Here is a 25,524-nt window from a genome sequence, read left to right as displayed (position 1 = left end):
TTTTACTTCTATAACAGCATGAACAACATAGCATTCCATTCAATCCCCGCTTATCGGCAACTGAAAAAATTGCGTACCGCCTTGGCGATAGCCCAAGGCTGTGTGCTGTTAAGCGCCTTACAACGCGAAATTGAAAGCACCGTATCGCAAGACCAAGCCAAACGGGTAACTTATCTGACCGAGCTGTTCTCGCGTATCCATCGGGAAATCTTTTTTGATTGGAAAGACCAAGCCACCGTCAGCCACAGGCCGGGCAACATGCCCGATGCCGCTAAGCGTAAACTGTTTCGGGAAACCATAGAGCGCTTAGTTTTAGATGGCGACGACAATAAAGACACCGCCATTTTTGACAATAACGGCTTTGTTATCCAAACCGACAATATTGCCGAACGCCTCAGCGTGTTTTACCAAAAAATGCGTGCCGTCAGACCCTTCACCTACGGCAACCGCATCACGCTAGACTTATTTATGGTCGCCTTGGGTAAATTGCCGGCTTTTAAAGCCGTCTATGAACAAGGTATTGATTTTCGGCGATTGGCTAAAAATGCTCCGTGGGCTTTGCACCACGAAGACAGCCATCTTGCCGATATTAGCCAAGCCTTTCGGCAAGCCTTAGACCCTCTGCGTAGCCGCTGTTTGCAAAACAGTGCTAATGGTTATGGTAAATGGCCGGAAAATAAAAAGTTTGTTTTAGGTATTCCGTTTCTCTCGCACCGCACCCCCGATGGCATCGATTGCTTAGTGACGGTCAACGGTGGGCTAGTGCCGCTGTCCAGCATCCGAGAAGAGCTGTTTCTGCCCGGCAAGCAATTTGCCGACTATCCTCTGAGCCTGTCCGAGCGGGTGATTGACTACTTGCCCGACACCGAAGCCCTACGCCCACCCCATGCCACCGAAATTGACGGTATCAGTATCGCCGCGTCAGGCTTGGCGCCGCTATTCTGTCTGGATGTCAATATCCTGAGTGGCCTGCGGGCTCCCGGCCATACCGAGTTGGTCGAACTGATCAAACAATGTGCAGGCGAGGGTGTGACAATTTACAATCTGGCGCATAACGAAATTTTGAAAAGCGAATTGCTACAGGCGGCGGAAGGTGACGAGCGCTTGTACCGTGGCGTGGAGATTGCCTACGAGCGGGTCAGCCGGATGACCCAAAAACTGGAAAACGCCCGCAAACGGATTTTTGAAGGCAAAACCCCCGCCGCTCAGCCCAAGCTGTTTATGAGTATGGGCGGGGCCGGTTCCGGCAAGACTGCCGTGGAAGAAATCGCCACCGCCCAATGCGGCGCGAATTTTGTCATCGCTTCATTAGATGAATTCCGCAAGCTCAGCGATTTATACACGGTACTGACCGCCGCCAGCCACCACAGCGACGATTATGTCTTTGTCGAACCGTTTGCCAACCGCCTGCGCGGGGTCGTGTCCCAATACGCCAGAGCCTTACAGATCAATCTGTTATACGATGGTACCGGTATCCCTTACAAACCCCGCTACGCCGATATTATCGATAGTTTTAAAACCGCCGGTTTCCACACCCAAATCACCGCCGTCGATGCTTTTATTGTCAAACCTGAAGGCCGCGAAGATGAATTGCCGCGCTCCGCAGTCATCAGCAGCGTTAAAGACCGCTTCGCTAAAACCGGCCGCGCCTTGCCGTGGGTGGTGACGGTAGACAAACACATCCGCGCTCCCGGTTCTTTTCTGGCCGCCTTACAGCATCATGCCTTAGCAAAACTGTCGTTGTTCGCCAATGATGGCGAGCGTGACAAGCATTATCTGGTCGCCGAAAGCTTTATCTGTACTGACGACCAAGTCCGTGCCTTACACCGCCACCAAACCGCCGGATCTTTGGCCGGACATCTGCGCGACATCATGTTTTACCATGCGGATTCGGTGTTAAAAAACCTCGCCAACCACAACCCCGACACCATTGCCGCCTTAATCAGCCGCAACCCTGGCTTTGATGAAAGCAATGTCGCCTACCAGATTTACCACAGCAGCCACGGCAACCGTGTCCTAGTGATTTACAATGCCAGACGCATGGTCGATTTTGTCGAAAAACGCCAACTTAACCCCAATGCCTCAGGCGAGGAAGGTTTGCTGCATAAACCCGAAGCCTTGGCGTTTCATGTTGACCCGTCCGCCCAAGAGCCTTGGATGACCCGATTACAGGATTAGGGGCAGGCATAAAGTAGGGTTACGCACACGCCCGTTCCGCATACCAGGCTTTGCGTATCGCCACCGCCCAGCCTTCGATTTGTCCGCTATCAGGGCTAGCGGGTAGGGTGCTGGTGGCGAAGCTTGCATCTATTGCCGCCAGTTCGGCGGCGGCTTTTGCCATAAGCAGATCATAATCGAACTGCCCCGATTTAATCGCCAGCAATTCGGCACGGTCGGGGCGGCGCACCAGCGGTTGGCCGCTGGTGGCGATTTCTTGCGCCATGCGTAACAGCCGGAACGTGTGCATCATATTTTTGGCATCGTAACCGTTACCGTGTGCCAGAGTGCCTTGATAGCGTGTTGCGTTGCGCTCTTGCTCCCATTGCCGATATTCGTGGTAATCACGCAGGCTACGCGCGTAGCCGTCTTTATTGAACACCAGCCATGCCCTAGGTTTAAGGCCTTTGGGGATGGATGACAGGCAAATATCTTGCGAGGGCGCGGCGGGGTTGTCGGTACGGAACAGGCCATTAAAGCGAATAGGTTCTTGGCAATCGTCGGCATAAAACAGCCAATAGCCGCCTTGCACATGCGGCAAAACGCTTAGCCCACAGCGCTCTGCCTGCAAATGTTGCCGGGTCAGCCACGTTTCGGCAGGGTAGGTTTGGTCGCTGCCGATAATATGGCAATAGTCCAGTGGGCATGGCGGGTCGCCTGTGATGGGGTTGAAGATTTTTTTGTTCAGGCCTTTGGCGCGTTTGACTTGGCTTAAGGCGTAGCCTGCAAAGCTGTCGCGGCATAAACGCGACACCACGCAGTCTGGCCGGATCATCGCCAATAAAGGGTGTCGGTAGAAGATGGTTTCTTGAGGCGCGAACAACAGCTCGATACTGGACGGGTTGTTCTTGGCCAGCAACTTCATGTACTTGCCAAGTTCGTAATAGACATGGTCATTACGTTCACTACACACTTGCTCGGTATAGGTAAACCCAAAATAACGCTCGGCAGGCAGGATAAACACACCGCGCAAATCGGTGTCGGATTGCGGAGTATCCAAACCGTAGGCGCGGCTACCGCTTAACGTGTCCAGCACGATAAGGTTTTGTTGTTTCAGGTCGGCAATGCTCAGGGTCATAGGCTTATCAGGAATTGTTTGAACAGCTTATCCAGATTGGCCGGATCGCCAGTGGCGGTCGGGAGCTTCGCCGCCGCTTGCTGGACGCGGGCGAGTTCGGCGTGTAAAAATTCATCCAATAGGGCAATCCGGTCAATCGGGATTTGTTCGTCGGTGTAGTGTTTACGCGCCAGCAAATCGTCGATACTGGCTTGAATAGCCGCCTGATTGTCCAGCAAGGCGCGTAACGGCGTAAACGCCATAGGCGGAATGCTTTGATAACGCTCAATCCATGCCGCCGCTAACAACGGCCTGAGCATGTAAAAATATTTTTTGATTTTTACCGTCGGGTCGGTCAGTTCACGCGTCATAGTGCCACGGCATAAGGCAAGATAATGGTGGCAAGCGGCAATCGGCGAATAAAATGGGGCTAAAGTCGCCGTTAAGGTCTGCAATAACCCGGCTTCCAAACCATGATAAACGGTAGGTGACTGCAACCACTCCCAGATCACCGGATTGCCCTTACGCGCCAGCCGTAAGGTTTTACGCACATCCCAGCCGCCAAAATCCAATACCCCCGCCGCGCTGTCTTCTAACGGCAAATCAATCACGTCACGGCCTTCTTCCAAAGCCAAATACCAATCCTGCGGATGGGCATAGATAAAGCGGACATCGTAATCGCTGTCCGGTGACGGAAAGCCCGAAGCCCGGCTACCCGATTCGCAAGCATAAAGGATAGTCACCTGATGTTGTGCGGCTAAGGAGGCCAGACGGGCTTTGATTAAGGCGGAGGCGGGCGGTTCGGATAAGGGTATGGACATGGCGGTGCGATAGGCTGGAATAGACAAGGGACATCTTCTCATATAAATCAGCGGCAGTTTGGCTCAGTTCGCTAGACCTAGTCCTGTGGTTTATGTAGTCCGCTTTCTTTATTTGCGTTATTATACCGTAACTCATTGTTATATGTCAGTTAATATGGTTATCGGTCAAGTGCTACTTATGAAAAACTTGAACACATCTCGTTTTTAGTTTCAGAATGAACTTAACAACCACCTACTGAAAGTAGGTGGGTTAGCGCGGGACACAGATGACTAAAGTCCACCCACATTGTGTCCCGCGCTGTCGAGTTGTTTTTTTGAACTTTAATGCTAAAGCTAACCGGCTAAAGCCGGTGGTTTTAACCTTAAATATTGAAATAAATTATTTCTTTACAGCTTAAAAAAAGTTTTTTATTATAAAACCAATATAAAACCAATATAAAACCAATATAAAACCAATATAAAGCGTGATGAGTGATACTTAATTATCTGTCAGTTAAGCTACTCATGTGGCTATCAAAAGGTTATAAATGTTGCTAATTATAGATAAGGTTTAAAATAAACTGATTTTTAGTTGGAAAGCGTTTGTTATTTTATTGTTATTCATTACTAATGGTGATTTATGATGGGATCTATATATAAAATAATCCATTCAATGACAAGCACTTTATTCGAGCCAGAAGTAAAAATTGACTTGCTTTTATGGCCTATAATCTTTAAAAGGCTTATTTTTGCGGTTTGCATGGCTTTTTCATTAGAGGCCTATCCGCAATGCTTAATGAATCAACTTAGTTATGAGTATGCGCATACCATTTATGGAAACGGTTCTGTGCCTCTTGTTCCGGTCAGTTATTATCCGGCCATATCCTGCTCTGGGATATATGGGCCTTGTGTATTTATACCATTACTTACTCCTGATACAGGTTATTCGATGGTATGCGATACGGCAGAAGAGGCTTGGCAAATGTGTTCATCGTATTATAATTATATTCAAGGCAAACCATTTAATAACCTTTATAGTTACAATATCTGTTCTACAGATCCTTTTTACCCAGATATTACGTTTCGTGATCCTAGATGGCCGTACTGGCCACCTAACCCACCTCCTGGCCCGGGGGCACCATCACAAATTTCATACGGATTTTTGAGAGATTGTCCGAAAGGAGCCACATTCAATGCAATGACTCACCAATGCGAAGGCCGTACGGTTATCATTGACCCCGGTCATGGTCAAATACTAAAAAACGGCGTGCCTACTTATCAGCGTCCACCAAGCCCAACATACGGGCTTGTTGAAGATGAACTGACGCTCCAAATAGCAATCCAGTTAAAAAGCTTATTAGAGGCGGAAAACATTAAGGTGTTTATGTTACGCGAGACCAGTTTGGCCCCTTATGCGCCTCCTAACTGTTCTGTACCCTGTATAAGGGATCTTGAAAAAAGACGCGAGCAAGCGGAAAATTTATTAGATGATAAAGACAAAGCATTGATGGTATCCATTCATACTAATGCGGGAACTCCTACAGCACATGGTACGGAGTCTTTTTATTCGCCGCTCTCGCCCCCCGATTCTAGCGCATTAGCACAGTCGGTTTTGTCGCAATTAAGCGCGCTGGGCTTAAGCAACCGGGGTGTGAAAACCGAAGAATTTTTGGTGCTCAATAGCGCCAAGCTACCCAGCACACTTGTCGAAGTTGCTTTCCACACCAATTCCATATTGGGGAGTGGGCAAACAATTACCGATGAAACGTTTTTGAATACTGATACCAGTTCTGCGGCGTTCGCCATCTTTACGGCGATTAAGGATTACTATGAAAATTAATCATTTGCTAGGTTTCTTAATGTTACTGTGTACAGCCGGAAGGGCTTGGGCATCGGGGGACGCTTCGGCCCCCTCGGCCAAACAACCTGCGGTGTCGCTAGACCACTCAAAGCTCGTGTTTGTGTCCGACATTGCCGGAAGCCAGGATCTCTGGATAGCTGACATGGATGGGCAAAACCAAGTTAACTTGACACCGTGGCCGGACAGCCAAGAATCCGAACCCGACTGGTCGCCTGACGGGCAGCATATCGTGTTTCTGTCAAACCGGGATTCGCAAAGGCCCCATATCTGGGTGATCAATGCCGATGGCACCAACCCCACGCAATTGTCTTTCGATAATGCCAGGGAAAGCCATCCCCGCTATTCGCCTGCGGATTCGTCTATCGTATATGTTTCGCAAAGTAGCCAGAGGCAAAGCGGGCTGTTGATGATTTCTACCATCGGGCCGGAAAAGAAATGGCAACCCGCCCCTACGCTGTGGGGTATTGGCAACCCCGCTTGGTCGCCGGACGGGCGGCAACTTGTCTATGTGGATTGCAGCAGTGACGGGAAAGCCTGCAACCTTTTCCGCATCAACGCGGACGGTTCAGACATTGTCCAATTGACGAGCGGTAATTTTCATGATGGACGACCAGATTGGGGGACACAAGGTATTATTTTTCTCTCAAATCGAGAAAATAACGAAGGGTTACTGGTTATACAGCCTGATGGCACAGGATTGCAACATATAACTGCTCCAGATTTGATACATGCTGGTGAAGCACGCTGGATAAGCGGTACCTCTGGTTTTGTCTTTACCCGATACGGTACTGATGGCTTGACAGAAGGGGATTCAGATATATGGGCGGTTACCGCCATTGGTGCGCCTGCGCAACGCCTAACCCATACCCCGCCCGACCTTCCGCCCATCGCCAATGCCGGCCCTGGCCAGACCGTGCGTTTGGGCAGCTTGGTGACGCTTGACGGCAGCGCCAGCAAAGACCCGGAAGCCAATACCCCGCCGTTAAGCTACGACTGGTGGCAGGAGGATACAGGAATCGGACAGAGCCTGACGGCTTCATATACGGCCCACCCCCAGTTTATACCGTTGACCAAAGGGGTTTATACCTTTGGCCTGACAGTTATGGATTATCGGGGGCATGTCAGCACCAATGCGGCCAAAGTCAATATCACCGTACCTATATTAGGCGATATTGACGGTGACGGCGATGTCGACAACAACGATTTGGCTAAAATCACAGCATCGTTGAATAAACCCGCCAGCAATACCAACGACCTGCGTGACATCAACGGCGACCTTAAAATCGACGCGCTGGATACGCGTAAGCTGGTGTTGCTGTGCAGCAAACCGCGTTGCGCTCTTTAAAAGAGAGGAAAATCGATGAATACGCTGTTTAAAAAAGGGGTTATGGTAGCGTTGCTGTCCATGTCCCTACCTTTACAGGCTATCACCATTAGCATAAGTCCGATTGTCCAAACCGTTACGGTGGGTTCTTCTTTTGACGAAGCCATTATCTTATCGGGTTTGGGTGATCACGTTGCGCCTTCTGTCGGTACGTTCGATCTTACGGTTAGCTTTAATGCGACGCAGCTTAGTTTTTCTGGTGTCACTTTTGGCGATCCTGTCTTGGGTGATCAATTGGATCTGGCAGGTCTTGGCAGCTTGCAGTTGATGACACCCGACTTGGGAAGCGTTAATCTTTTTGAGCTTTCTTTCGATGAGGCCTTAGCGTTGGAATCATTACAAGCGGACAGTTTTATCCTGGCGACGCTGTCATTTCAGGCGCTTGCTGTGGGTACAGACTCGCTGAATTTTACTTTAAACAGTTTAGGTGATGCTTTTGGTAATCCTTTAACCGCAGATTTAATCAATGGCAACATTACGGTTAGTTCTTCTGATTCTCCGACAGACATTCCTGAACCGGAAGCTTGGACATTGCTTGGTACAGCAATAGCACTATTTACAATAAGAAGCGCGTTACGAAAGCGGCAGACATTGTGCGCAACCGTTTGCCGATGGTTAAGTGAAGCAACTGCCCGCTAAGCTTCGTTGTTTAAGGCAAGCGGCGATGGCGGACTTGGTCGCCGCTGGCGGGAAAGGCGAAAATTAAGCCCTGTACTATGGTGTAGTTGTCACCACAGCCGATATATCTAATAAACTGACCACATTTAAGCGTAAGGCTAAGCGGGTCAAGGCTATGTCATTGTCTACGCCCAGTTTGCGCTTAATCAGATAATGGCTGTTACAGACGGTTTTTGCACTGATGTTGAGGATTTGGGCAATCTCTTCGGCACTTTTGGCTTCGACCAGCAAGCGCAGGATCTCAAACTCGCGCACGGTTAAGGACTCTAGGGCCATGCGTTCGCCGCCCACTTGCGCCAAGGCTAACGCCTGGGCAATATCGGCGCTGAGGGTAGGGCGCCCCGCATAAACGTCATGGATAGCCCGCAATAATTCCTCTGGTGGACTGCTTTTGGTGACATAGCCTAGTGCCCCCGCGCGGGTGGCTTGTAAGGCAAAACTGGGTTGTTGGTGCATACTGAACACCAGTATTTTGGCCTTGGCATCGCGCTGTTTGATACGCGCGATCACTTCTAAGCCGCTGATCCCCGGCAACGACAAATCAGTGATGACCACATCCGGGCTATGCGCCTTGAAGGCTTGGTACGCTTGGTTGCCGTCGGCGGCTTCGGCAACCACCTGCAAATCGCTTTGCTTTGCCAACAACGCCAAGTAGCCCGCGCGGACAATGGCATGGTCGTCCACTAATAAGATGCGGATACTCATAAGGCGGCTCCGGTGATTGTCTGCAAAGGCAGGCGAATGGCGACTTGCAAGCCTTGCGGTTGGTTAAGCCGGAAGCTTAACTGCCCCTGCAAGGCCGTGACCCGCTCACGGATACCCAGCAAACCGATACCGTTCGTTGGCGGCAAGGGCAAGTGGCGGCTGTTGCCGTTATCGGTAACGGTTAAATCGACCGTATCCATACCGACAGCCAGCGTCAGGTCGGCGGTGGTGGCGGCGGCATGTTTGGCGATATTGGTCAGGCATTCTTGGCTGATACGGAACAGGGTCAGTGCCAAGGCTTCGGGCAAGCGTCCGCAAGCACCGCTGATGGTCAGCCGATACTGGGTTTTAGTGCCGCTATGGGCATTCCAATTGGCAATTAAGCCCTGCAAACTGGCGGCTAAACCCAATTCGTCAAATTCGGCGGGGCGTAAGCGGGCCAATAAGCTACGGACGCTGTTAAGCATGTGTCCGGTGATTTGGCTGATGTGTCCGGTGTCGGCCAAGATTTCCGGGCAGTGTTGCGCCGCCGTTTGGGCGATGGAAGCTGTCACCGCATTAATCGCGGCCAAACATTGGCCAAATTCATCATGTAGCTCCTGCGCTAAATAACGCCGCTCTTCTTCTTGCAGATTCAGCAATTGCACTGCTAGCCGTTGGCGTTCGCCGAGCAATTGCGCTTGGCTGGCCGCCAGTTGGTTAATGGCTTCGGCAATGCGTTGCCATTCAGCTAAGGCAAACGGCGGCAAGCGGTAGGCCAACTCACCCCGTTCCAGAGCCGCCAAGCCTTGCACAATGGTCTGTGCCGGATACAGGGCGCGGCGGATGCTCAGATACACCAACACGCACACAGCAAACACCGTCGTTACCGACAGCCCCAGCAAACGGCGGCTATTCTCCCAGGCTTGGGTGACTTCCAAATCGGCACTGGGTGTTACCGTCAATAGGCCATAAGTCCGGCCATTCAAGGTAATGGTTTGCGTCATTGCCAAGCCGGGGGTAAAAAACCAGCGGTACAGGGTGGTAAAATAAGGAGGCACAGCGGGGCTGGTAAGCTCTTCGCCCGTGCATAAACTGTGTGCCTGTTGGCTATTAGCGGCGGTAAATTTGACACAAAGCCCCGCGATTGGGCGGGTCTGTTTCCACAAGCTAAAATCAGGGAATGGCGACGCGCCAGTAAAACCGCTGCTGATTTGCAATTGCTGGAAGCTCAGTTGCTTAGCCAAGGCTTCGGTAATACGCCAAGTCGCCTGTTTGGCGGTGCGGTCATTGTCAGCCAACACATAAGCCGTACTGGCCAATAAGCACAGTAAGGCGACGGCGACAATTCGCGATAACAAATGATGGAGTAAGTTCATGATTGAAAAATGTAGCGATGAGTCGCTATCGCGACGGTTTTTTTAATCGGGTTCTCGCACCCGAAGGCGAGATACTTTCTTTTGCTCCGCCTCGGCAATTGCTCCTGCATTGCTCTACCTCCTGCATCCGTGCAGTCGAAAAGAAAGTATCCAAAGAAAAGGCGGCCCGGTCGCCGCTTCTTCCTGCGCTTCTCGGTTTTGTCGGGGGTCGGTAAAAGGGGCTCCTGCCCCTTTACCGACGCGCGGCATCCCTGCCGCGCCCCTTTATGCCCTGCGGGTATTCGGGCTTATCCCGACAAACCCTGCGATGCTCGGCGCGGCAAACGGGAGTAAAGCACGTTACTGCGTAACGTTAAAGAAAAAATCCAACAGCCCAGACAAGCCACCATTCTAAGGGTAGGGCGGTGATCTGGAAAGCGGGGGGCGTAACGGCGGGCAAATTGCCCGTGTTTTTCGGGCAAATCTCGGCTTACGGTGACGGGCTAAGCCTTTACACTGCGCTTGTCCTAAACCTAACCGTGAGCAACCCACCTATGGCAACGCATTTATTTGACGATACTCTTATCAACTGGCAAACCCTGGACGGCTTTGCCCATTTAGCCTATTACATCCTGAATATTGACGAAGCGAACACTACGATTGACGTGTTGTTTAAGTTTACCGCCCAACAACAGATTGTCTTGCATCGGCATAAAGCCTTAAACCATACTTTTGTTATCCAAGGCGAGCATCGGCTGTATCGGCCAGACGGTACGCTGAAAGAAGTGAGGGGCTTGGGCAGTTATACCGTCAGCCCGCCTAGCAACGACCCGCACCGTGAAGGTGGCGGGACTACCGATACGGTAGTCTTTTTTAGCATACGCGGCAGCACAGGTGTGCTATACGAAATTCTTGATGACGACCAACAGACTGTCGCCAGTCTCAGTATGGCCGATTTTATCAGCCTGTACCAAAACCAACCTGCCTTAGGAACCGCATCATGAAGCCTTTCGCAGTCGCGGCGATTTTTTGGGCGGTGTCCGTACTGTCCAGCCCTTGTAGCGCAGCCAACCAACGCATTGCGGTTTTGGCGTTTGAACTGGATGACATCAGTTCCTTACCCAATACCCCGCAAGAGCAACAGCGCACGGCGGGGTTCCGGCCTTTGTTAGAGGCGGCACTACGCCAAGCAGATAATGCGTATGACGTGGTAACCATTAGTCCAGAACGCCAAGCCACCGCTAACGGCGGGTTCGGGTATTTGTTCCATTTCTCTGATCTTGCCGCCCAATTAGGCCATCAAGATAATGCCGATTGGGTTATTGTCGGCCAACACAGCAAGCCGAGCTTTTTGTATTCCTATCTCAAAGTGCATATTGTGAACGCAAAAACGCAAACGCTGGCCGCCAGTGTCGATATTGAACTGAAAGGTAGCCACCAAAGCGTCAGCGAACACGCCGTTAAAGCCTTGGTGAAAAAAATCAGCGCAATTATTGGCAAATAATGACAACACGAGGCAGATAAAAACCTTGTGCCACTGCTGGGCTAGCGTTATCTTAACCGGTTTTAGTTTAACCTAACAGGCCAACAGATAACGATGGGCTTTACACTCGATAAAATAGTACCGTGGGGACGGTCATATCACGAATATGTCAATATGTTTGCGCTGGGCGAGGCCGACCTGCAACATCGGATACTGGGCTGTGGCGACGGCCCCGCCAGTTTTAACGCGCAATTGACCGAACGTGGCGGCGATGTGGTTTCGCTGGATCCGATTTATGCGTTTGGCCGCGCCCAAATTCAGACCCGTATTGCCGAAACCTATCCGGTGGTCATGGCGCAAACGTTCAAAAACCAAGACAATTTTGTCTGGGACAGCATCACTTCGGTAGAGCAGTTGGGGCAAATCAGAATGTCGGCGATGGCGCTATTTCTTGCCGATTTCGAGGCTGGCCAACAGGCGGGGCGGTATGTCACCGGGGAACTGCCGTCGTTACCGTTTCCCGACCAAAGTTTTGGGCTTGCCTTATCGTCGCATTTTCTGTTTTTGTACAGTGACCATTTGTCGGCGGAATTCCATATCCAAGCCTTATTGGACATGTTACGGGTCGCCAAAGAAGTGCGGGTATTTCCATTATTGTCATTAAATGGTTCGCCTTCCCCGCATTTGCCGATAGTCAAGGCTAAGCTTGCTGAACAAGGGTTTAACAGTGAAGAAAGACGGGTTGATTATGAATTTCAACGTGGTGGCAACACACTATGGGTGCTAAAACCCTCTTGAAAATGTATTAAATTGGTGCAAGCAACCCGGTTGCGCTATTATCCGCACACTTTTAACCTGAAAGGAATAAAAACATGGCTAACGCAGTAAAAACCACCCATCACGGCGGTTGTCCGCATGATTGTCCTGACACCTGCTCTATGGTGTTTGAAGTGACCGACGGCAAGCTGACCGGAGTCAAAGGTAATGCCGAACATCCGATGACGCGGGGTGGTTTATGCGTTAAGTTAAAGGATTACGAAAAGCGCCATTATCATCCCGACCGCTTGTTATACCCGATGCGCCGTACCGGCCCTAAAGGCAGCAAACAGTTTACGCGCATCAGTTGGGATGAGGCTTTAGATGAAATAGTCAGCCGTTGGCAAGCCATTATTGCCGAACACGGCCCACAAGCTATTGTGCCGTACAGCTATTTGGGTAACCAAGGCTTGGTGCATGGCCTGAACGGCGGCGATGCGTTTTTTAACCGCATGGGTGCGACCGTCACCGAGCGCACCTTTTGTGGCGAAGGCTCCAGTACCGCGTGGTTACTGACCGTAGGCCCAACAGCAGGCGTAGACCCCGAAAGCTTCATCCATGCCAAATACATTATTATTTGGGCTTGCAACTCGGTCAGCACCAATTTGCACCATTGGCATATAGTCAAAGAAGCCCAGAAAAAAGGCGCGAAAGTGGTGGTGATTGATGCCTACGCCTCAAAAACCGCCAAAGAAGCCGATTGGCATATTGCCCCCAAACCGGGTACGGATGGGGCATTAGCCATGGCGATGATCCATACCATTATCGAAGAAGGCTTGCTCGATCAGGATTACGTCGATAACTACACCGTCGGTTTTGACGAACTGAAAGAACGCGCCCAAACCCGCACCCCCGAATGGGCGGAAGCCATTACCGGCATACCCGCCGCCGCCATCCGTACCTTAGCCCGCGAGTATGCCAGCACCCAACCGGCGGCGATCCGCTTAGGTGTGGCCTTGGAGCGGCATAAAGGCGGCGGGCAGACCATCCGCGCCGTCAGCTGCCTACCCGCATTGACTGGCGCGTGGCGTTATGTTGGCGGCGGGGCGTTGCAATTTCCGGTTTGGGAGCATCCGTATAAATTCGACGTGATTTGCCGCCCGGACTTAATCCCCGAAGGTACCCGCGTCATCAACGCCTTACAGTTAGGCCGCGCCTTGACCGACCAACCACCCGCTGGCGCACCGATTAAAGCCATGATGTGTTGGAATGCCAACCCCGTTACCCAGGCCCCGGAAACCGATAAGATTGTCCAAGGCTTATTGAATGAAGACCTGTTCTTAGTGTCGGCAGAACATTTCATTTCCGATACCGCCGCGTATGCCGATATTTTGCTGCCCGCCGCGATGGGTGCGGAAATGGAGGACATGATTTTGTCATGGGGGCATTTATACCTGACCTATAACGCTAAATGTGTAGAAGCCCCTGGCGAGGCTATTCCCAATAACGAAATTTTCCGCCGCCTCGCGGCCCGTTTAGGGTATCAGGAAGAAAACTTCCGCTGGTCTGATAGCGAATGTTTGGAGAATTACGTCGATTGGAATGCCCCCGCTTGTGAAGGCATTGATCTGGCGTATTTGCGCGAACACGGCTTTGCCCGCCTGAAGGTCGGTACCAAAGATGACCGCGCCCCCCATAAAGCGGGTAACTTCCCGACCCCGTCCGGCAAATGCCAACTCAAAGCCGAAGGGGCGACCAACTTTGTCGCCGGCCCGTTCCGGCAAATGTACGACGGCTTCCAGTCAGGTGAGCTGTTAGATCCCTTACCCGATTATGTGCCGTCGCGGGAAACTCCCGCCACCAACCCTGAACTGGCCAAAAAATTCCCCTTAAGTATCGTGTCACCGAAAAGCCACGGTTTCCTTAACTCCTGCTACGCTAATATGGCGCAGAAAATCCAAGGCCAAGGCGAGCAATTTGTCCTGGTCAACGCCCTTGATGCTGACGAGCGCGGCATTAAGCACGGCGATAAGGTACGGGTTTTTAATGATAGGGGCGCGTTTGAAGGCGATGCCAGAATCACGGCTGATGTTAATCCGGGTTTGATTGTGGCGACCTTGGGCTATTGGCGGCAATTAAACACCGGCACGGTGAACAGTATCAGCTCGGCTGAATTGGTCAATATGGGCAACGCCCCGTCTTTTTCGGATAATTTGGTGCAGTTGGAGGCGGTGGCTTAGCGGCGGGCGGAAAAAAGTTGGTCAATATAAATACTGTCGCGACACAGAATGGAGTGCAATGGCCTTTAGCCATTGCACGATAGGCATAGACAATGTTTTTGGAGCGCGGGCAAGATGCCCGCCCTCCGTTTGCCTGAATTATTTCCCACTTATTCCTTCGCTTGCCGTTCGCCATCAGCAAATCCTCAATACGATGCCGTAGCATTACCAATTGCGTTATATAATTAACTATATAACAATATAGCATACCCCACATGTTTATCCGGCAAATCCATTACCTACTCGCACTCGCCAAAACTGGCCATTTCGGACGCGCGGCTGAAATTAGCCATGTTTCCCAACCCGCCTTGTCTACCGCGATACAGCACCTTGAAGAAGAACTGGGCATTACCATTATTAAGCGCGGCCAGCGTTATCAAGGTTTTACCGAAGAAGGTGAGCGGGTTTTGCAATGGGCGCGTATTTTAGCCCAGAATTGGGAAGGGATGCGCCAAGCGGCCGCCCAGTATAGCCAACAACTGACCGGGGTTTTACGGATCGGCGCCATTCCGACCACGCTGGCCGTCACTCCGCTGTTAACCGGCCCCTGCCAAGCCGAATATCCCGGCATCGCCATCAAACTGGTATCACTGTGCGCAGAAGAATTGATACGCCAACTCGATAGCTTTGAACTGGATTTAGGGTTAACCTATCTGGAAGACCACAGGCTCAAGGGCTTTAAAACCTTACCGCTATACCGGGAGCGGTATGTGGTGCTGGCGCGTAATCCTGCCCCCAGTTTGCTTAACAAGCCTTTGGGGTGGGGCGATATTGCCGGATTCCCCTTATGTTTGTTGACCCAAAATATGCAAAACCGCCGCCTGATTGATGCCGCGTTCCGCGAAGCCAATGTCACCCCCAATGTCATGTTGGAAACGGATTCCATCTTCGCGCTCTACGCCCATGTGCGCAGTGCAGGCCTTTACAGTGTCGTGCCGCACAGCCTGTTAAGCCAGTTTGAACTTCATCAGGAAGTCACCGCACTAGCTCTAACGCCTGAGCTAGCAAGGGAGGTGGGGCTGATTGTCCGCCGTCAGGATTTACTGTCCCCCATACAGGATGCCGCTTGGCGTATAGCCCAACAATTAGATTTGCAACAGCGGTTTGATTCATTGATCGCTATAGGGAAGCAGCCGCCGCAATTTTTAACGTAACTTACCTTCAAAGCAGGACAGATTTATGAACAGACGGTATCGCGCCCTAGGGTCTTTGCTTATGATAGGTGTTTTAGCCGTCGCGGTTTGGGTGTTTCTGAATCCGGGCTTGCTGGAGGGCAAAAGCCGTAATCCTTCCTTGAATAAAGCGGCTGTCAATGCCGATACCCCTTATATCGTCTTAGGCATGGGCTGTTTTTGGGGGGCTGAAAAACGTATGCAAGCTTTAGCGGGCGTATTGGATGTTGAGGCGGGTTATGCGGGCGGCGACCTTGTCCAACCCAGTTACCAAACGCTCCATGACACCGAAGCCGCCATACAGGAAGGTAAGGCCATAACCAACCATGCCGAAGTAGTTAAAGTTTATTACGACCCCAAACAAACCAGCCTTGAACAAGTCTTGATCCGGTTTTGGGAAAACCACAACCCCGCCCAAGGCAATCGCCAAGGCAACGATATTGGCAGCAACTACCGTAGCGCGATCTTTTACCGTACCGATGAAGAGCACCACTGGGCAGAGCAAACCCGCGCCATCTACCAAAACAATTTAGCAGCGGCAGGCATTGCCCTGCCCATTACCACTGAAATTGCCCCCTTAAAAAACTATACCTCCGCCGAAAGCTATCATCAGGATTATTTAGAGAAAAACCCGCTGGGCTATTGCGGTTTGGGCGGGACCGGCATCGCCTATGCCGACCCCAATAAGCCCATGCAGGGCGGACATGCCCAGAGCGCACAACTAGCCGCAAACCCTGGCGGCACTGGGCAAAGTTGGCAAACCATCGCGCTTAACAGCCAAGAGCAACTGATTGTTTTTAAAAGCGTTGACTGCGGCTATTGCAAGCGATTCGACAAAGACGTGTTGTCGGTTTGGCACAACCCCTTGCCCATTGTCGCCACCTATCTGACCGCACCGCCTAAGGGCTGGACACTTAATCAGGCATTATTCGCCACCCCCACCATGGTTTTGTTTCAAAAACAACATGAAGTGGCCCGCTATACGGGCTATCAAGGTGCGCAACCATTTTGGCAATGGTTAAGTGAGGCAACGGCCAAGTAGGCGAAAAGGGCAGGGGGCTGCTTTACTGCCTACCCAATTATGAGCTTGGCAGATGCCTATTTATGGCCTTCCCGGTAGTCGCTAGGCGAACACCCGAAGTGCTGCTTAAACAGGCGGCTAAAATGAGACAAATCGTTAAAGCCCCAGCGAAAGGCGATGTCACAGATGCGGTGTCCGGCATGGATAGGGTTTAACAGCTCTTTCCGGCAACTTTCCAGCCTGCGTTGCCAAACATAACGCATCAGTGAATTGTCCTCTTCTTTAAACAGCAGGCTGATATACCTAGGCGACAGGCCTGTACCTGCACTGACAGCGGCGGGGTTTAAGCTTGGGCAAGACAAATTATTTTCTATAAACGCCTTAACCCGGTGCAGTGCCATAGCGCGGCTTTTGGACAGCTTGAAATGGCTAGGCCGCACGGTGGCCAGTGCCAGCACCAACAAATCCAGCGCGTGTTCGGAGAGCAGGGAAAACTCCCCCGCCTGTAATTGTTCGGCTTGATGGGCGCAAGAGCGGATAAAGCCAGCCGCTACCGACCCGATCCCCAACCGCCCCGGAATGTGCAATGCCGTGCAGTGTTCGATGCCTGCAACCCGCTCCCTGAGCAAGGGGCGCGGAATAGAAATCAGCAATTTTGAGAAGGGCTGCGGACAAACGATATGATGCGGTAGTGTGGCATCGTATAAGGTCATGTCGCCGGGCTGTAAAAAAACTTCCCGGCCATTTTGCAATAAGCGGTAGCAGCCGGACAAATGGATGACGGCGAAATAGGCATCCTGGCTGATCAAATCCGGCTCACGCGGCAAGCGTTGCAGGGTAATAGCATCGGAGCGGATGACCGACAAACGGAGTTGCTCCCAAGCATAAATAACCATCTCGTTAAACACCCCGGCATCGGGCGGCGTAATCTCAACATTGGCATATTCCCGGCCTATCACTTCGCGCAACCAGTCTAGCCGATCAGGCGGCGCAAAATCTTCGGTTGAATATTTCACGCCGCGTGTTGACGGCATTGCTTCCTTTAAGCTATGCAAAAACCTCGTGTCAGTGTTCATTGCCCACTCCAAAAAACGTAATTAACCCTATAGCAATATAGCATGTTGTCAGGTGATAGTGCCGCCACAGTCAAGGTATTGTTCCGCCTCAAGCAAGAGCAATCAGCCCAGCTACTTTATAGTAGGCAATCTTAAATGCTAAACGGTTTTAATCCAAAAGAGGGGCTAATGAACCAAAATACAAACGTGCTGCTGCTCAGAGGGGCTACCTTATGGCTATTAATGGCTTTGTGCCTGGCCTGGTGCTTGGTTTTTTTGAAGTTTGACCTAACGCTAATCAAGCTGATTTTTCCGGGCAAGTTTACCCGTGTGCTTCAGGCGCATCTGGATTTTTTATTGATGAGCGCGTTGCTGTTCGGGTTTTATGCGGCAAAAGTGCCGTTGCCCGCTCCGGTGCGCTGGTGCATGGTGGTCGGCGCCTTTACCAATTCCAGTTTGTTTATGTTGCAGGCGATGTTTCCGTCATTAGATAGCCCGACTCCGGCGGAAGGGTTTTTTCCGGGGGTATTTCGTGTATATCTGCTGGCAAGCCTGCTGATCACCAGCTATGGTTTCGGGCGGGCGGCGGTGGTGGTGTTATTGTCCACTTTTAGAGATTTACCCGACGGGCAGGCAGGTTGACCGTAACAGCCATAGCTGTAGGTTATCAAGCCATACTTCGAAACGATTAGACGCACCGCCACCCTAAAGCAGACAATAGCCGCACCCGGCCGGGATACTTCTGGGCATACCTTTATCAGGATATGTCCAGTCATCCAATAAAAATCAAGGTGCTATAAAATGGCTAAAATTGTTTGTGTGCTTTACGACGACCCTATCGACGGCTATCCCACTGCTTATGCGCGTGATGATTTGCCGCAACCGGAACGTTACCCGGACGGGCAAACACTGCCTACCCCTAAGGCGATAGATTTTAAACCTGGGGCATTGCTGGGTAGCGTGTCCGGTGAGTTAGGTTTACGGCGTTATCTGGAAGCGAACGGTCACCAGTTAGTGGTGACTTCCAGCAAAGACGGGGCCGACAGCGTCCTCGACCAAGAACTGCATGACGCGGAAATCGTCATTTCCCAACCGTTCTGGCCTGCTTATATGACTGCCGAGCGTATCGCTAAGGCCAAAAACCTGAAAATGATTGTGACGGCAGGTATCGGCTCCGACCATACCGACCTACAAGCAGCTATGGAGCGCGGCATCACCGTTGCCGAAGTGACCTACTGCAACAGCAACAGCGTTGCCGAACATGTGGTGATGATGACGCTGGCATTGGTGCGCAATTATATCCCGTCTTATAATTGGGTGATGAAAGGCGGCTGGAATATCGCCGACTGTGTGGCGCGGTCTTACGATTTGGAAGCGATGAATGTCGGCACAGTCGCCGCTGGCCGGATAGGCCTGCGGGTTTTGCGCTTGCTGAAACCTTTTGACGTGAAGCTGCATTATCTGGATCGCCACCGTTTGCCGGAAGCCATCGAGCAGGAACTTAATCTGACTTACCACGCCAGTTTGGAAAGCCTGACCCAAGTCTGTGATGTCGTGACCTTGAACTGTCCGCTGCATCCAGAAACCGAACACATGATTAACGAACAGACTCTAAAGAATTTCAAACGTGGGGCTTATTTGATTAATACGGCCCGTGGCAAATTGTGTGACCGCGACGCGATAGTCAACGCGCTGGAAAACGGCCAGCTGGCGGGTTATGCAGGCGATGTCTGGTTCCCGCAACCGGCTCCGAACGACCACCCCTGGCGCACCATGCCCAACCACGGCATGACCCCGCATATCTCCGGCACTAGCCTGTCGGCACAGACCCGTTATGCGGCAGGAACCCGCGAGATATTGGAATGTTATTTTGAAGGTCGCCCTATCCGTGATGAATATTTGGTCGTGCAGGGCGGGCAACTGGCGGGGGTCGGTGCGCATTCCTACAGCAAAGGCAATGCCACAGGCGGCTCCGAAGAAGCGGCGAAATTTAAGAAGGATTGATGGCAGGCACTTGAGCTGAAAGTCAAGCTGCGGGGTTAGCCCCGCAGCCCTTTAACGCGATGGGCGTACTTTTTTAAATGCGAAGAAACGCCATATCTATCTATCAAGCAAATGAATAATCTGCCAAAGCCGTTTGTGCCGTGCCTTGCAATGTGCCCAGTAAGGTCAGTTCACCGGCACTGACCACGGCATCCGCACCCGCTGATTTGAACAAGTACAGGACACTGTCCACGCCGTTGTCAACGGCGAACAGGCGGGTATTGCCCACAGCATAGTTGCTGGTGGCGTTGCCGATGTCGGTGGCGGCATTGGCGGCCGTGATAGCACCGATGATGTTGGGAGTGACCACCACCAGCTCGGATAATGTGGAAAAACTGCCGTGGCCATTAATGAGCGCGGCATTGTTGATGCTATGATCGCCGTTGCCTATCGATAAGCCAGCCACCCCGTCCAACACTTGTAATTTGTCGGTGCCGGAGACAAAATCCAGCACCTTGTCCGCACCGCCCGTCACTGTCCCGAACACGAAAATATCGCTGCCAGCACCCCCTGTCAGGGTGTCCGCCCCCGCGCCGCCGTTGAGGATGTTCATCGCGCTGTTCCCCGTCAGCACGTTAGCCAATGTGTTACCGGTGCCGTTGAGGGTAGCGGAGCCTGTCAGGGTCAGATTTTCGACATTGGCCGCCAAGATGTAAGAAACCGAAGCTTGCACGGTGTCGGTGCCTTCGCCGCTGTTTTCGACCACGCTATCGGCGACATTGTCCACGATAAAGGAGTCGTTGCCTAACCCCCCTGTCAGCGTGTCCGCTCCGGCACCGCCATCCAAGACATTGGCGGCCGTGTTGCCCGTCAGCATATTAGCCAATTCGTTGCCCGTGCCGTTGATGGCTCCCGGAGCATTGAGGAGGATGAGGTTTTCGACATTGGCGACCAAGCTGTAACTGACCAAACTTTGTACAGTATCTGTGCCTTCCCCCGCATTTTCAAATACTTTGTCGCCAATATTGTCCACCCTATACTGGTCATTACCCAAACCGCCTTTTAGATTATCCACGCCGGCACCACCATCAAGGAGGTTTGCTCCCGTATTGCCGATCAGTGTATTGGCAAGGCTGTTGCCGATGCCGTAAATGGCGGCGGTGCCTGTCAGGGTCAGGTTTTCCAAATTTGCGCCCAGCGTCCAGGAGATGGAGCTTTGCACGATGTCGATGCCTCCGTCCGTATCTTCCATGACCACATCCCCGGCATTGTCAACGACATAGAGATCGTCACCCCAACCGCCTACCAAAGTGTCTGCACCTATACCGCCATCTAAGGTATTGTTGGCACTGTTACCGATCAAGGTATTGGTAAGGCCATTGCCTGTGCCGTTGATGGTTGCCGTTCCGGTCAGGGTGAGATTTTCGATATTTGCCCCCAAGCTGTAAGTGATTGACGCTTGTACGGTATCGCTGCCTTCGCCACTGTTTTCGATGGCATTGTCGGCGGCATTGTCAACGATATAAGTGTCATTGCCTAAGCCACCGACCAAGACATTTGCCGCCGCATTGCCCGTGAGCATGTTGGCAAGGTCGTTGCCTGTGCCATTGATGGCATTACTGCCAGTAAGGATGAGGTTTTCGACATTGGCGGCTAAGGTATAACTGATGCTGGACAGTAGGGTATCCGTACCCGCGCTGCTGGCTTCCGTCACGACATCGCCAGCATTATCGACAAAATAAAGGTCATTGCCTAAACCACCGGCCATTGTGTCAGCACCGCCAAGGCCACTTATTGCATCATTGGCGTTAGTGCCGGTCAGGGTATCGTTGCTACTGTCTGTACCGATGATAAAATTGGCCAGCACATCGCCGCCAGCAAATTGAAATTGGTTGACTTGATAAGCGTCGCCGTAAAAATAATTGTCCACCACCAACTGGCTAGCGTTGCCATAATTAAGGTATAGGTTGGTGCCATTTGTGCTGATACCAGCCAAATCACTTAGGGCCACATCCGTGAACGTGACCACATCCACACTACCGTCGGTGTCGTAATTGTTAATCTCATCCTGCCCGTCAGCCAAGGCGATCAGGTAGGTGTCCGCGCCGTTATCGCCTTCCAGGTAGTCGTTGCCGAGGCCGCCATTCAGAGTATCATTGCCGTCACCGCCGATAATCGTATCGGCAAAGCTGCCGCCATACAGGGTGTCGTTACCACCCAGCCCGTAAATAGTGCTTGACCAGGCATCAAAACCAAACAATAGGTCATCATTTGCAGTGCCAGTGATGACTGAGGTGCGGATGAGGATGTCTGTCAACGTCCAAGTGCCATCGGTGAACTGGAATGTGTTGATTCGGTAAGGCGTATCGTTAAAATAGCCATCCACGGTCAGTTGCCCATCTGTACCATAGGTTAAGACCAAACTATTTCTCCCATCTTGGGAGTGGGTGACGGAAGTGATGTCAGCGCGGGTCATATCGGTGAAAATGACTACATCGGCACTGTCATCTAGGGTGTCGTCAATCTCATCCTGTCCATCAGCTTTGGCGATCAGGTAGGTGTCAATCCCGTATCCGCCGCTCACTATATCATTACCCGTGCCGCCTATCAGAGTGTCGTTGCCTTCCATGCCTTGTAGCCAATCGTTGCCGTCACCACCGATAAGCACATCATCACCGATGCCGCCAAACAGGTAATCGTCGCCGCCCAACCCCAAAAGCGTGTTTGACCAGTCATTAAAACCAGACAAGAAATCACTATCCGCGGTACCGGTGATGGCCGAGGCGCGGGCAATGATGTCCGCTAACCCCCAAACGCTGTCGGTGAACTGGAACGTGTCAATTTGGTAGGCTGCATCGGAAAAGTAATTGTCCACGGTCAGTTGCCCGCCCGTGCCGTAGGTCAGAATCAAGTTGTCGCTTCCGTCTTGGGCACGGGTGACGGAAGTGATGTCGGAGCTGGCCATATCGGTGAACGTGACCACATCCATACTGTTGTCGGAGTGGTAATTGCCAATTTCATCTTGTCCGTCCGCTTTGGCGATCAAGTAAGTGTCCGCCCCGTTATCGCCTTGCAGGTAATCATTGCCTAGGCCGCCATTCAGGATGTCATTGCCGTCACCACCATAGATTTGATCGTTGCCATCCACACCATTAAGGCTATCATCCCCGCCGTTGCCATAAATAGTATCATCCGTATTTGTACCGATATAAATGTTATTAGTATTGTCGCCGTTATACGTTGCCATCGCTTATCTCCAGAGTTTTATGGGGTTCTGATAGGTCTTTGGTGATTTTTATTGTTAGTATATTAATAACCAAGGTACATTGCAATGTTTTTCAGATTTTTTTGGCATTTATTCTGGTATGGCGGTGATATTGGTGCGGCTTATATCACCGCTTTTCCTCAAACCACCGATACAGCGTCGGCAGCATCACCAAGGTCAGTAATGTTGAGGTGATTAGGCCACCGATGACCACGATGGCTAGGGTTTTTTGCACCTCCGAACCTGGGCCGTTGGCGAACAGGAAGGGTACGAGGCCGAGCAGGGCGATGGTGGCGGTCATCATGACGGGGCGGGCGTTGGGCGCAACCTTGGCGGATGGCTTCCAGGAAGAATCGGCTAAATATTAAGAAAGGCTAACGGCAAGCGTTTAGTTTCAGGGTAGGAATGCAGTGTTCATAGAGACCGTCGCCCATTAAGCAACACAGGCTGTTGAGTTTAAAGGCCAACTTTTAGCCTGTCGTTTGCTTAACACCTGATTCCATAAGGCCTTTCAGATTTTTAAAACCTGAAAGGCCTTACCCGCAATTATTTTCTGCCCGTCCCTTAATTTAAGGATGGGTGTAGATACCCCTCTGTTTGAGGTTTATCAGGCAAACCCATAATCCGCCAGAGCCGTTTGTGCCGTGCCTTGCAACGTACCTAACAAGGTCAATTCACCGGCACTGACCACAGCATCTGCACCCGCTGATTTGAACAGGTATAAAGCACTGTCCACGCCGTTGTCCACGGCGAACAGGCGGGTGTCGCCCAGCGCGTAACTGCTGGCGGCGCTGCCGATGTCGGTGGCGGCAGTAGCGGTGGTGATGGCGCCGATGATGTTGGAAGTGACCACCACCAGTTCGGATAAGGCGGAAAAACCGCCTAGGCCGTTGATGAGCGCAGCGTTGTCGATGTTATGGTCGCCGTTGCCGATGGACAGGCCCAGCGCCGCGTCCAGCACTTGCAGCTTGTCGGTGCCGGAGACAAAATCCAGCACCTTGTCAGAGCCGCCTGTCACCGTGCCGAACACGAAGGTGTCGCTGCCCGCGCCGCCTGTCAGAGTGTCCGCTCCGCCACCGCCGTTCAAGACATTGTTGGCGGTGTTGCCGAGCAGCACATTGGCGAACAGGTTTCCGGTGCCGTTAATGGCCTTGCTGCCGGTCAAAGTCAGGTTTTCGACATTCGCCGTCAAGGCATACGAGACCGAACTCTGCACTTTGTCGATGCCTGCGTCGACAGTTTCATACACCTTGTCATCAATATTATCCACTACATAGATGTCATTGCCTAAGCCACCCTTTAAGTTATCGACACCAGAGCCGCCATTGAGTATGTTTGCCCCAGCATTGCCGATCAGGGTATTGGCAAGGCTGTTGCCAGTACCGTTAATGGCGGCAATCCCGGTCAGGGTCAGGTTTTCCAGGTTCGCGCCCAGCGTCCAGGAGATGGCACTTTGCACGGTATCTGTGCCTTCGCCGATATTTTCCGTGACCGTATCGCCTATATTGTCAACGATATAAATATCGTCACCCAAACCGCCTATCAGGCTGTCCGCACCCTTACCGCCATTCAGCGTATTATTAGCAATGTTGCCAATGACCGTATTTGCCAAACTGTTACCGATACCGTTGATGGCGGCGGTTCCGGTCAGGGTCAGATTTTCAACATTAGCGGCCAAGGTGTAAGTGACGGAGCTTTGTACCGTATCAACGCCTGCATTGGTATTTTCAATCACCGTGTCGCCGATATTGTCAACAATATAGCTGTCATTACCGAGTCCGCCTTTTAAGCTATCTGCCCCCGTTCCGCCATCCAGCACGTTAGCTGCCGAGTTACCTATGAGGGTATTGGCAAGGTTGTTGCCTGTTCCGTTAATAGCGGCAGAACCCAATAAGGTCAGGTTTTCAACGTTAGCGGTTAGCTGGTAAGAAATCGAGCTTTGCACCGTGTCGATGCCTGCGGCGGGATTTTCATTGACAATATCACCAACGTTATCAACAAAATAAAGGTCGTTACCCGTTCCGCCGCTCATGGTGTCGGCACCTGCAAGTCCGTTCAACGCATCGTTGCCGGCAGTACCCACCAAAATATCCTTTCCGGTAGTGCCGACGATAAAGTTGGTTAATGTGTCGCCGCCTGTAAACTGAACTTGATTTACCTGCCAGTTGATGTCGCTGAAATAAAAATAATTGTCGATGGTGACCTGGTCGCCACTGCCGTACTGGAAGACGAGGCCGTAGTTGCCGTCTTCAAACAGGGCGGTCAGGCCGGACAGTGCCAGATTGGTGAACTGCACAGTGTCCGTGCTGTTGTCGGTGTCGTAATTGTAAACTTCGTCCTGCCCGTCGCCTATGCCGAACACATAGGTGTCAAGCCCGTCATTGCCTTGGAGGTAGTCGTTGCCCGTGCCGCCCGCCAGGGTGTCATTGCCCGTGCCGCCATAAAGGATGTCGTTGCCGCCCAGCCCGTTG

The 25,524-nt window shown here is 51.8% G+C and carries 19 protein-coding genes and 1 pseudogene; 12 read left to right on the top strand and 8 right to left on the bottom strand.

The annotated features are described in order from the left end of the window. Window positions 1–18: 18 nt before the first annotated feature. The gene (locus AADEFJLK_RS02335; protein WP_103973168.1) at window positions 19–2,178 is read left to right on the top strand and encodes a zeta toxin family protein; all 2,160 of its coding nucleotides are present in this window, start codon (window positions 19–21) and stop codon (window positions 2,176–2,178) included. Window positions 2,179–2,197: 19 nt separating this feature from the next. Here AADEFJLK_RS02335 and AADEFJLK_RS02330 read toward each other — a convergent pair whose 3' ends face one another. Next, window positions 2,198–3,295 (bottom strand): DNA polymerase beta superfamily protein, encoded by a 1,098-nt coding sequence (locus AADEFJLK_RS02330; protein ID WP_103973167.1) that lies wholly within the window; start codon window positions 3,293–3,295, stop codon window positions 2,198–2,200. After that, entirely contained in the window at window positions 3,292–4,095 is an 804-nt protein-coding gene (locus AADEFJLK_RS02325) for a nucleotidyltransferase domain-containing protein (RefSeq protein ID WP_103973166.1), read from the bottom strand. The genes AADEFJLK_RS02330 and AADEFJLK_RS02325 overlap by 4 nt, the downstream gene beginning before the upstream one ends. A gap of 652 nt (window positions 4,096–4,747) precedes the next feature. Between AADEFJLK_RS02325 and AADEFJLK_RS02320 the strand changes: the two genes are divergently transcribed. Genes AADEFJLK_RS02320 through AADEFJLK_RS02310 form a run of 3 tightly spaced genes read left to right on the top strand, consistent with a single transcriptional unit; the run spans window position 4,748 to window position 7,958 of the window. Beyond that, window positions 4,748–5,914 (top strand): N-acetylmuramoyl-L-alanine amidase family protein, encoded by a 1,167-nt coding sequence (locus AADEFJLK_RS02320; RefSeq protein ID WP_211299130.1) that lies wholly within the window; start codon window positions 4,748–4,750, stop codon window positions 5,912–5,914. After that, a complete protein-coding gene (locus AADEFJLK_RS02315; RefSeq protein ID WP_103973164.1) occupies window positions 5,904–7,280 on the top strand; it encodes a TolB family protein in 1,377 nt (458 codons plus the stop codon). Before AADEFJLK_RS02320 ends, AADEFJLK_RS02315 begins: the two co-directional genes overlap by 11 nt. A 15-nt stretch (window positions 7,281–7,295) precedes the next feature. Beyond that, window positions 7,296–7,958, top strand: a complete 663-nt coding sequence (locus AADEFJLK_RS02310) for a cohesin domain-containing protein (protein ID WP_103973163.1) — start codon at window positions 7,296–7,298, stop codon at window positions 7,956–7,958. Between the two features lie 75 nt (window positions 7,959–8,033). Here AADEFJLK_RS02310 and AADEFJLK_RS02305 read toward each other — a convergent pair whose 3' ends face one another. Then, window positions 8,034–8,702 carry a response regulator gene (locus AADEFJLK_RS02305; protein ID WP_103973162.1) on the bottom strand — a complete coding sequence of 223 codons (669 nt, stop codon included), beginning with the start codon at window positions 8,700–8,702 and terminating at the stop codon, window positions 8,034–8,036. Beyond that, window positions 8,699–10,060, bottom strand: coding sequence for a sensor histidine kinase (locus tag AADEFJLK_RS02300; RefSeq protein ID WP_103973161.1), 1,362 nt, complete (start codon window positions 10,058–10,060; stop codon window positions 8,699–8,701). The genes AADEFJLK_RS02305 and AADEFJLK_RS02300 overlap by 4 nt, the downstream gene beginning before the upstream one ends. A 533-nt stretch (window positions 10,061–10,593) precedes the next feature. Here AADEFJLK_RS02300 and AADEFJLK_RS02290 point away from each other — a divergent pair. The 6 genes from AADEFJLK_RS02290 (at window position 10,594) to msrA (ending at window position 16,771) form a co-directional block, all read left to right on the top strand. After that, on the top strand, window positions 10,594–11,043 hold the full coding sequence (locus AADEFJLK_RS02290) for a cupin domain-containing protein (protein WP_103973160.1): 450 nt from the start codon (window positions 10,594–10,596) through the stop codon (window positions 11,041–11,043). Next, window positions 11,040–11,543 carry a DUF2380 domain-containing protein gene (locus AADEFJLK_RS02285; RefSeq protein WP_103973159.1) on the top strand — a complete coding sequence of 168 codons (504 nt, stop codon included), beginning with the start codon at window positions 11,040–11,042 and terminating at the stop codon, window positions 11,541–11,543. Before AADEFJLK_RS02290 ends, AADEFJLK_RS02285 begins: the two co-directional genes overlap by 4 nt. Window positions 11,544–11,636: 93 nt before the next feature. Further along, on the top strand, window positions 11,637–12,320 hold the full coding sequence (locus tag AADEFJLK_RS02280; protein WP_103973158.1) for an SAM-dependent methyltransferase: 684 nt from the start codon (window positions 11,637–11,639) through the stop codon (window positions 12,318–12,320). A gap of 74 nt (window positions 12,321–12,394) precedes the next feature. Beyond that, the gene (locus AADEFJLK_RS02275; protein ID WP_103973157.1) at window positions 12,395–14,518 is read left to right on the top strand and encodes a molybdopterin-containing oxidoreductase family protein; all 2,124 of its coding nucleotides are present in this window, start codon (window positions 12,395–12,397) and stop codon (window positions 14,516–14,518) included. Between the two features lie 254 nt (window positions 14,519–14,772). Then, the gene (locus tag AADEFJLK_RS02270; RefSeq protein ID WP_103973156.1) at window positions 14,773–15,711 is read left to right on the top strand and encodes a LysR family transcriptional regulator; all 939 of its coding nucleotides are present in this window, start codon (window positions 14,773–14,775) and stop codon (window positions 15,709–15,711) included. A gap of 25 nt (window positions 15,712–15,736) precedes the next feature. After that, entirely contained in the window at window positions 15,737–16,771 is a 1,035-nt protein-coding gene (msrA, locus tag AADEFJLK_RS02265; RefSeq protein ID WP_103973155.1) for a peptide-methionine (S)-S-oxide reductase MsrA, read from the top strand. A 56-nt stretch (window positions 16,772–16,827) separates the two neighbouring features. On the opposite strand, the gene AADEFJLK_RS02260 is transcribed toward msrA, so the two are convergent. Beyond that, entirely contained in the window at window positions 16,828–17,826 is a 999-nt protein-coding gene (locus tag AADEFJLK_RS02260; RefSeq protein WP_211299129.1) for a helix-turn-helix domain-containing protein, read from the bottom strand. A gap of 168 nt (window positions 17,827–17,994) precedes the next feature. Here AADEFJLK_RS02260 and AADEFJLK_RS02255 point away from each other — a divergent pair, with 168 nt between their 5' ends. Then, window positions 17,995–18,447 (top strand): hypothetical protein, encoded by a 453-nt coding sequence (locus AADEFJLK_RS02255; RefSeq protein WP_103973154.1) that lies wholly within the window; start codon window positions 17,995–17,997, stop codon window positions 18,445–18,447. Window positions 18,448–18,606: 159 nt separating this feature from the next. Further along, entirely contained in the window at window positions 18,607–19,809 is a 1,203-nt protein-coding gene (locus AADEFJLK_RS02250) for an NAD-dependent formate dehydrogenase (RefSeq protein ID WP_103973153.1), read from the top strand. 103 nt (window positions 19,810–19,912) lie between these two features. Here the strand turns inward: AADEFJLK_RS02250 and AADEFJLK_RS02245 are convergent, their stop codons facing one another. From AADEFJLK_RS02245 to AADEFJLK_RS23805, 3 genes and pseudogenes are all read right to left on the bottom strand, one after another. Continuing rightward, window positions 19,913–23,035, bottom strand: coding sequence for a calcium-binding protein (locus AADEFJLK_RS02245; RefSeq protein ID WP_103973152.1), 3,123 nt, complete (start codon window positions 23,033–23,035; stop codon window positions 19,913–19,915). A 145-nt stretch (window positions 23,036–23,180) separates the two neighbouring features. Further along, window positions 23,181–23,394: pseudogene (locus AADEFJLK_RS02240) on the bottom strand (efflux RND transporter permease subunit); the annotation flags it as partial. A 266-nt stretch (window positions 23,395–23,660) separates the two neighbouring features. Next, on the bottom strand, window positions 23,661–25,524 hold a 1,864-nt coding region (locus AADEFJLK_RS23805; protein ID WP_146054491.1), incomplete at its 5' end, for a beta strand repeat-containing protein.

The organism is Methylovulum psychrotolerans (assembly GCF_002923755.1).
Lineage (GTDB): Bacteria > Pseudomonadota > Gammaproteobacteria > Methylococcales > Methylomonadaceae > Methylovulum > Methylovulum psychrotolerans.
This window is presented reverse-complemented; position numbering and strand designations above follow the sequence as displayed.

Excerpts from the sequence above, each read along its gene's own strand:
- AADEFJLK_RS02335 (WP_103973168.1), top strand. The coding sequence starts at position 19 with ATGAACAACATAGCATTCCATTCAATCCCCGCTTATCGGCAACTGAAA.
- AADEFJLK_RS02330 (WP_103973167.1), bottom strand. The coding sequence starts at position 3,295 with ATGACCCTGAGCATTGCCGACCTGAAACAACAAAACCTTATCGTGCTG.
- AADEFJLK_RS02325 (WP_103973166.1), bottom strand. The coding sequence starts at position 4,095 with ATGTCCATACCCTTATCCGAACCGCCCGCCTCCGCCTTAATCAAAGCC.
- AADEFJLK_RS02320 (WP_211299130.1), top strand. The coding sequence starts at position 4,748 with ATGACAAGCACTTTATTCGAGCCAGAAGTAAAAATTGACTTGCTTTTA.
- AADEFJLK_RS02315 (WP_103973164.1), top strand. The coding sequence starts at position 5,904 with ATGAAAATTAATCATTTGCTAGGTTTCTTAATGTTACTGTGTACAGCC.
- AADEFJLK_RS02310 (WP_103973163.1), top strand. The coding sequence starts at position 7,296 with ATGAATACGCTGTTTAAAAAAGGGGTTATGGTAGCGTTGCTGTCCATG.
- AADEFJLK_RS02305 (WP_103973162.1), bottom strand. The coding sequence starts at position 8,702 with ATGAGTATCCGCATCTTATTAGTGGACGACCATGCCATTGTCCGCGCG.
- AADEFJLK_RS02300 (WP_103973161.1), bottom strand. The coding sequence starts at position 10,060 with ATGAACTTACTCCATCATTTGTTATCGCGAATTGTCGCCGTCGCCTTA.
- AADEFJLK_RS02290 (WP_103973160.1), top strand. The coding sequence starts at position 10,594 with ATGGCAACGCATTTATTTGACGATACTCTTATCAACTGGCAAACCCTG.
- AADEFJLK_RS02285 (WP_103973159.1), top strand. The coding sequence starts at position 11,040 with ATGAAGCCTTTCGCAGTCGCGGCGATTTTTTGGGCGGTGTCCGTACTG.
- AADEFJLK_RS02280 (WP_103973158.1), top strand. The coding sequence starts at position 11,637 with ATGGGCTTTACACTCGATAAAATAGTACCGTGGGGACGGTCATATCAC.
- AADEFJLK_RS02275 (WP_103973157.1), top strand. The coding sequence starts at position 12,395 with ATGGCTAACGCAGTAAAAACCACCCATCACGGCGGTTGTCCGCATGAT.
- AADEFJLK_RS02270 (WP_103973156.1), top strand. The coding sequence starts at position 14,773 with ATGTTTATCCGGCAAATCCATTACCTACTCGCACTCGCCAAAACTGGC.
- msrA (WP_103973155.1), top strand. The coding sequence starts at position 15,737 with ATGAACAGACGGTATCGCGCCCTAGGGTCTTTGCTTATGATAGGTGTT.
- AADEFJLK_RS02260 (WP_211299129.1), bottom strand. The coding sequence starts at position 17,826 with ATGAACACTGACACGAGGTTTTTGCATAGCTTAAAGGAAGCAATGCCG.
- AADEFJLK_RS02255 (WP_103973154.1), top strand. The coding sequence starts at position 17,995 with ATGAACCAAAATACAAACGTGCTGCTGCTCAGAGGGGCTACCTTATGG.
- AADEFJLK_RS02250 (WP_103973153.1), top strand. The coding sequence starts at position 18,607 with ATGGCTAAAATTGTTTGTGTGCTTTACGACGACCCTATCGACGGCTAT.
- AADEFJLK_RS02245 (WP_103973152.1), bottom strand. The coding sequence starts at position 23,035 with ATGGCAACGTATAACGGCGACAATACTAATAACATTTATATCGGTACA.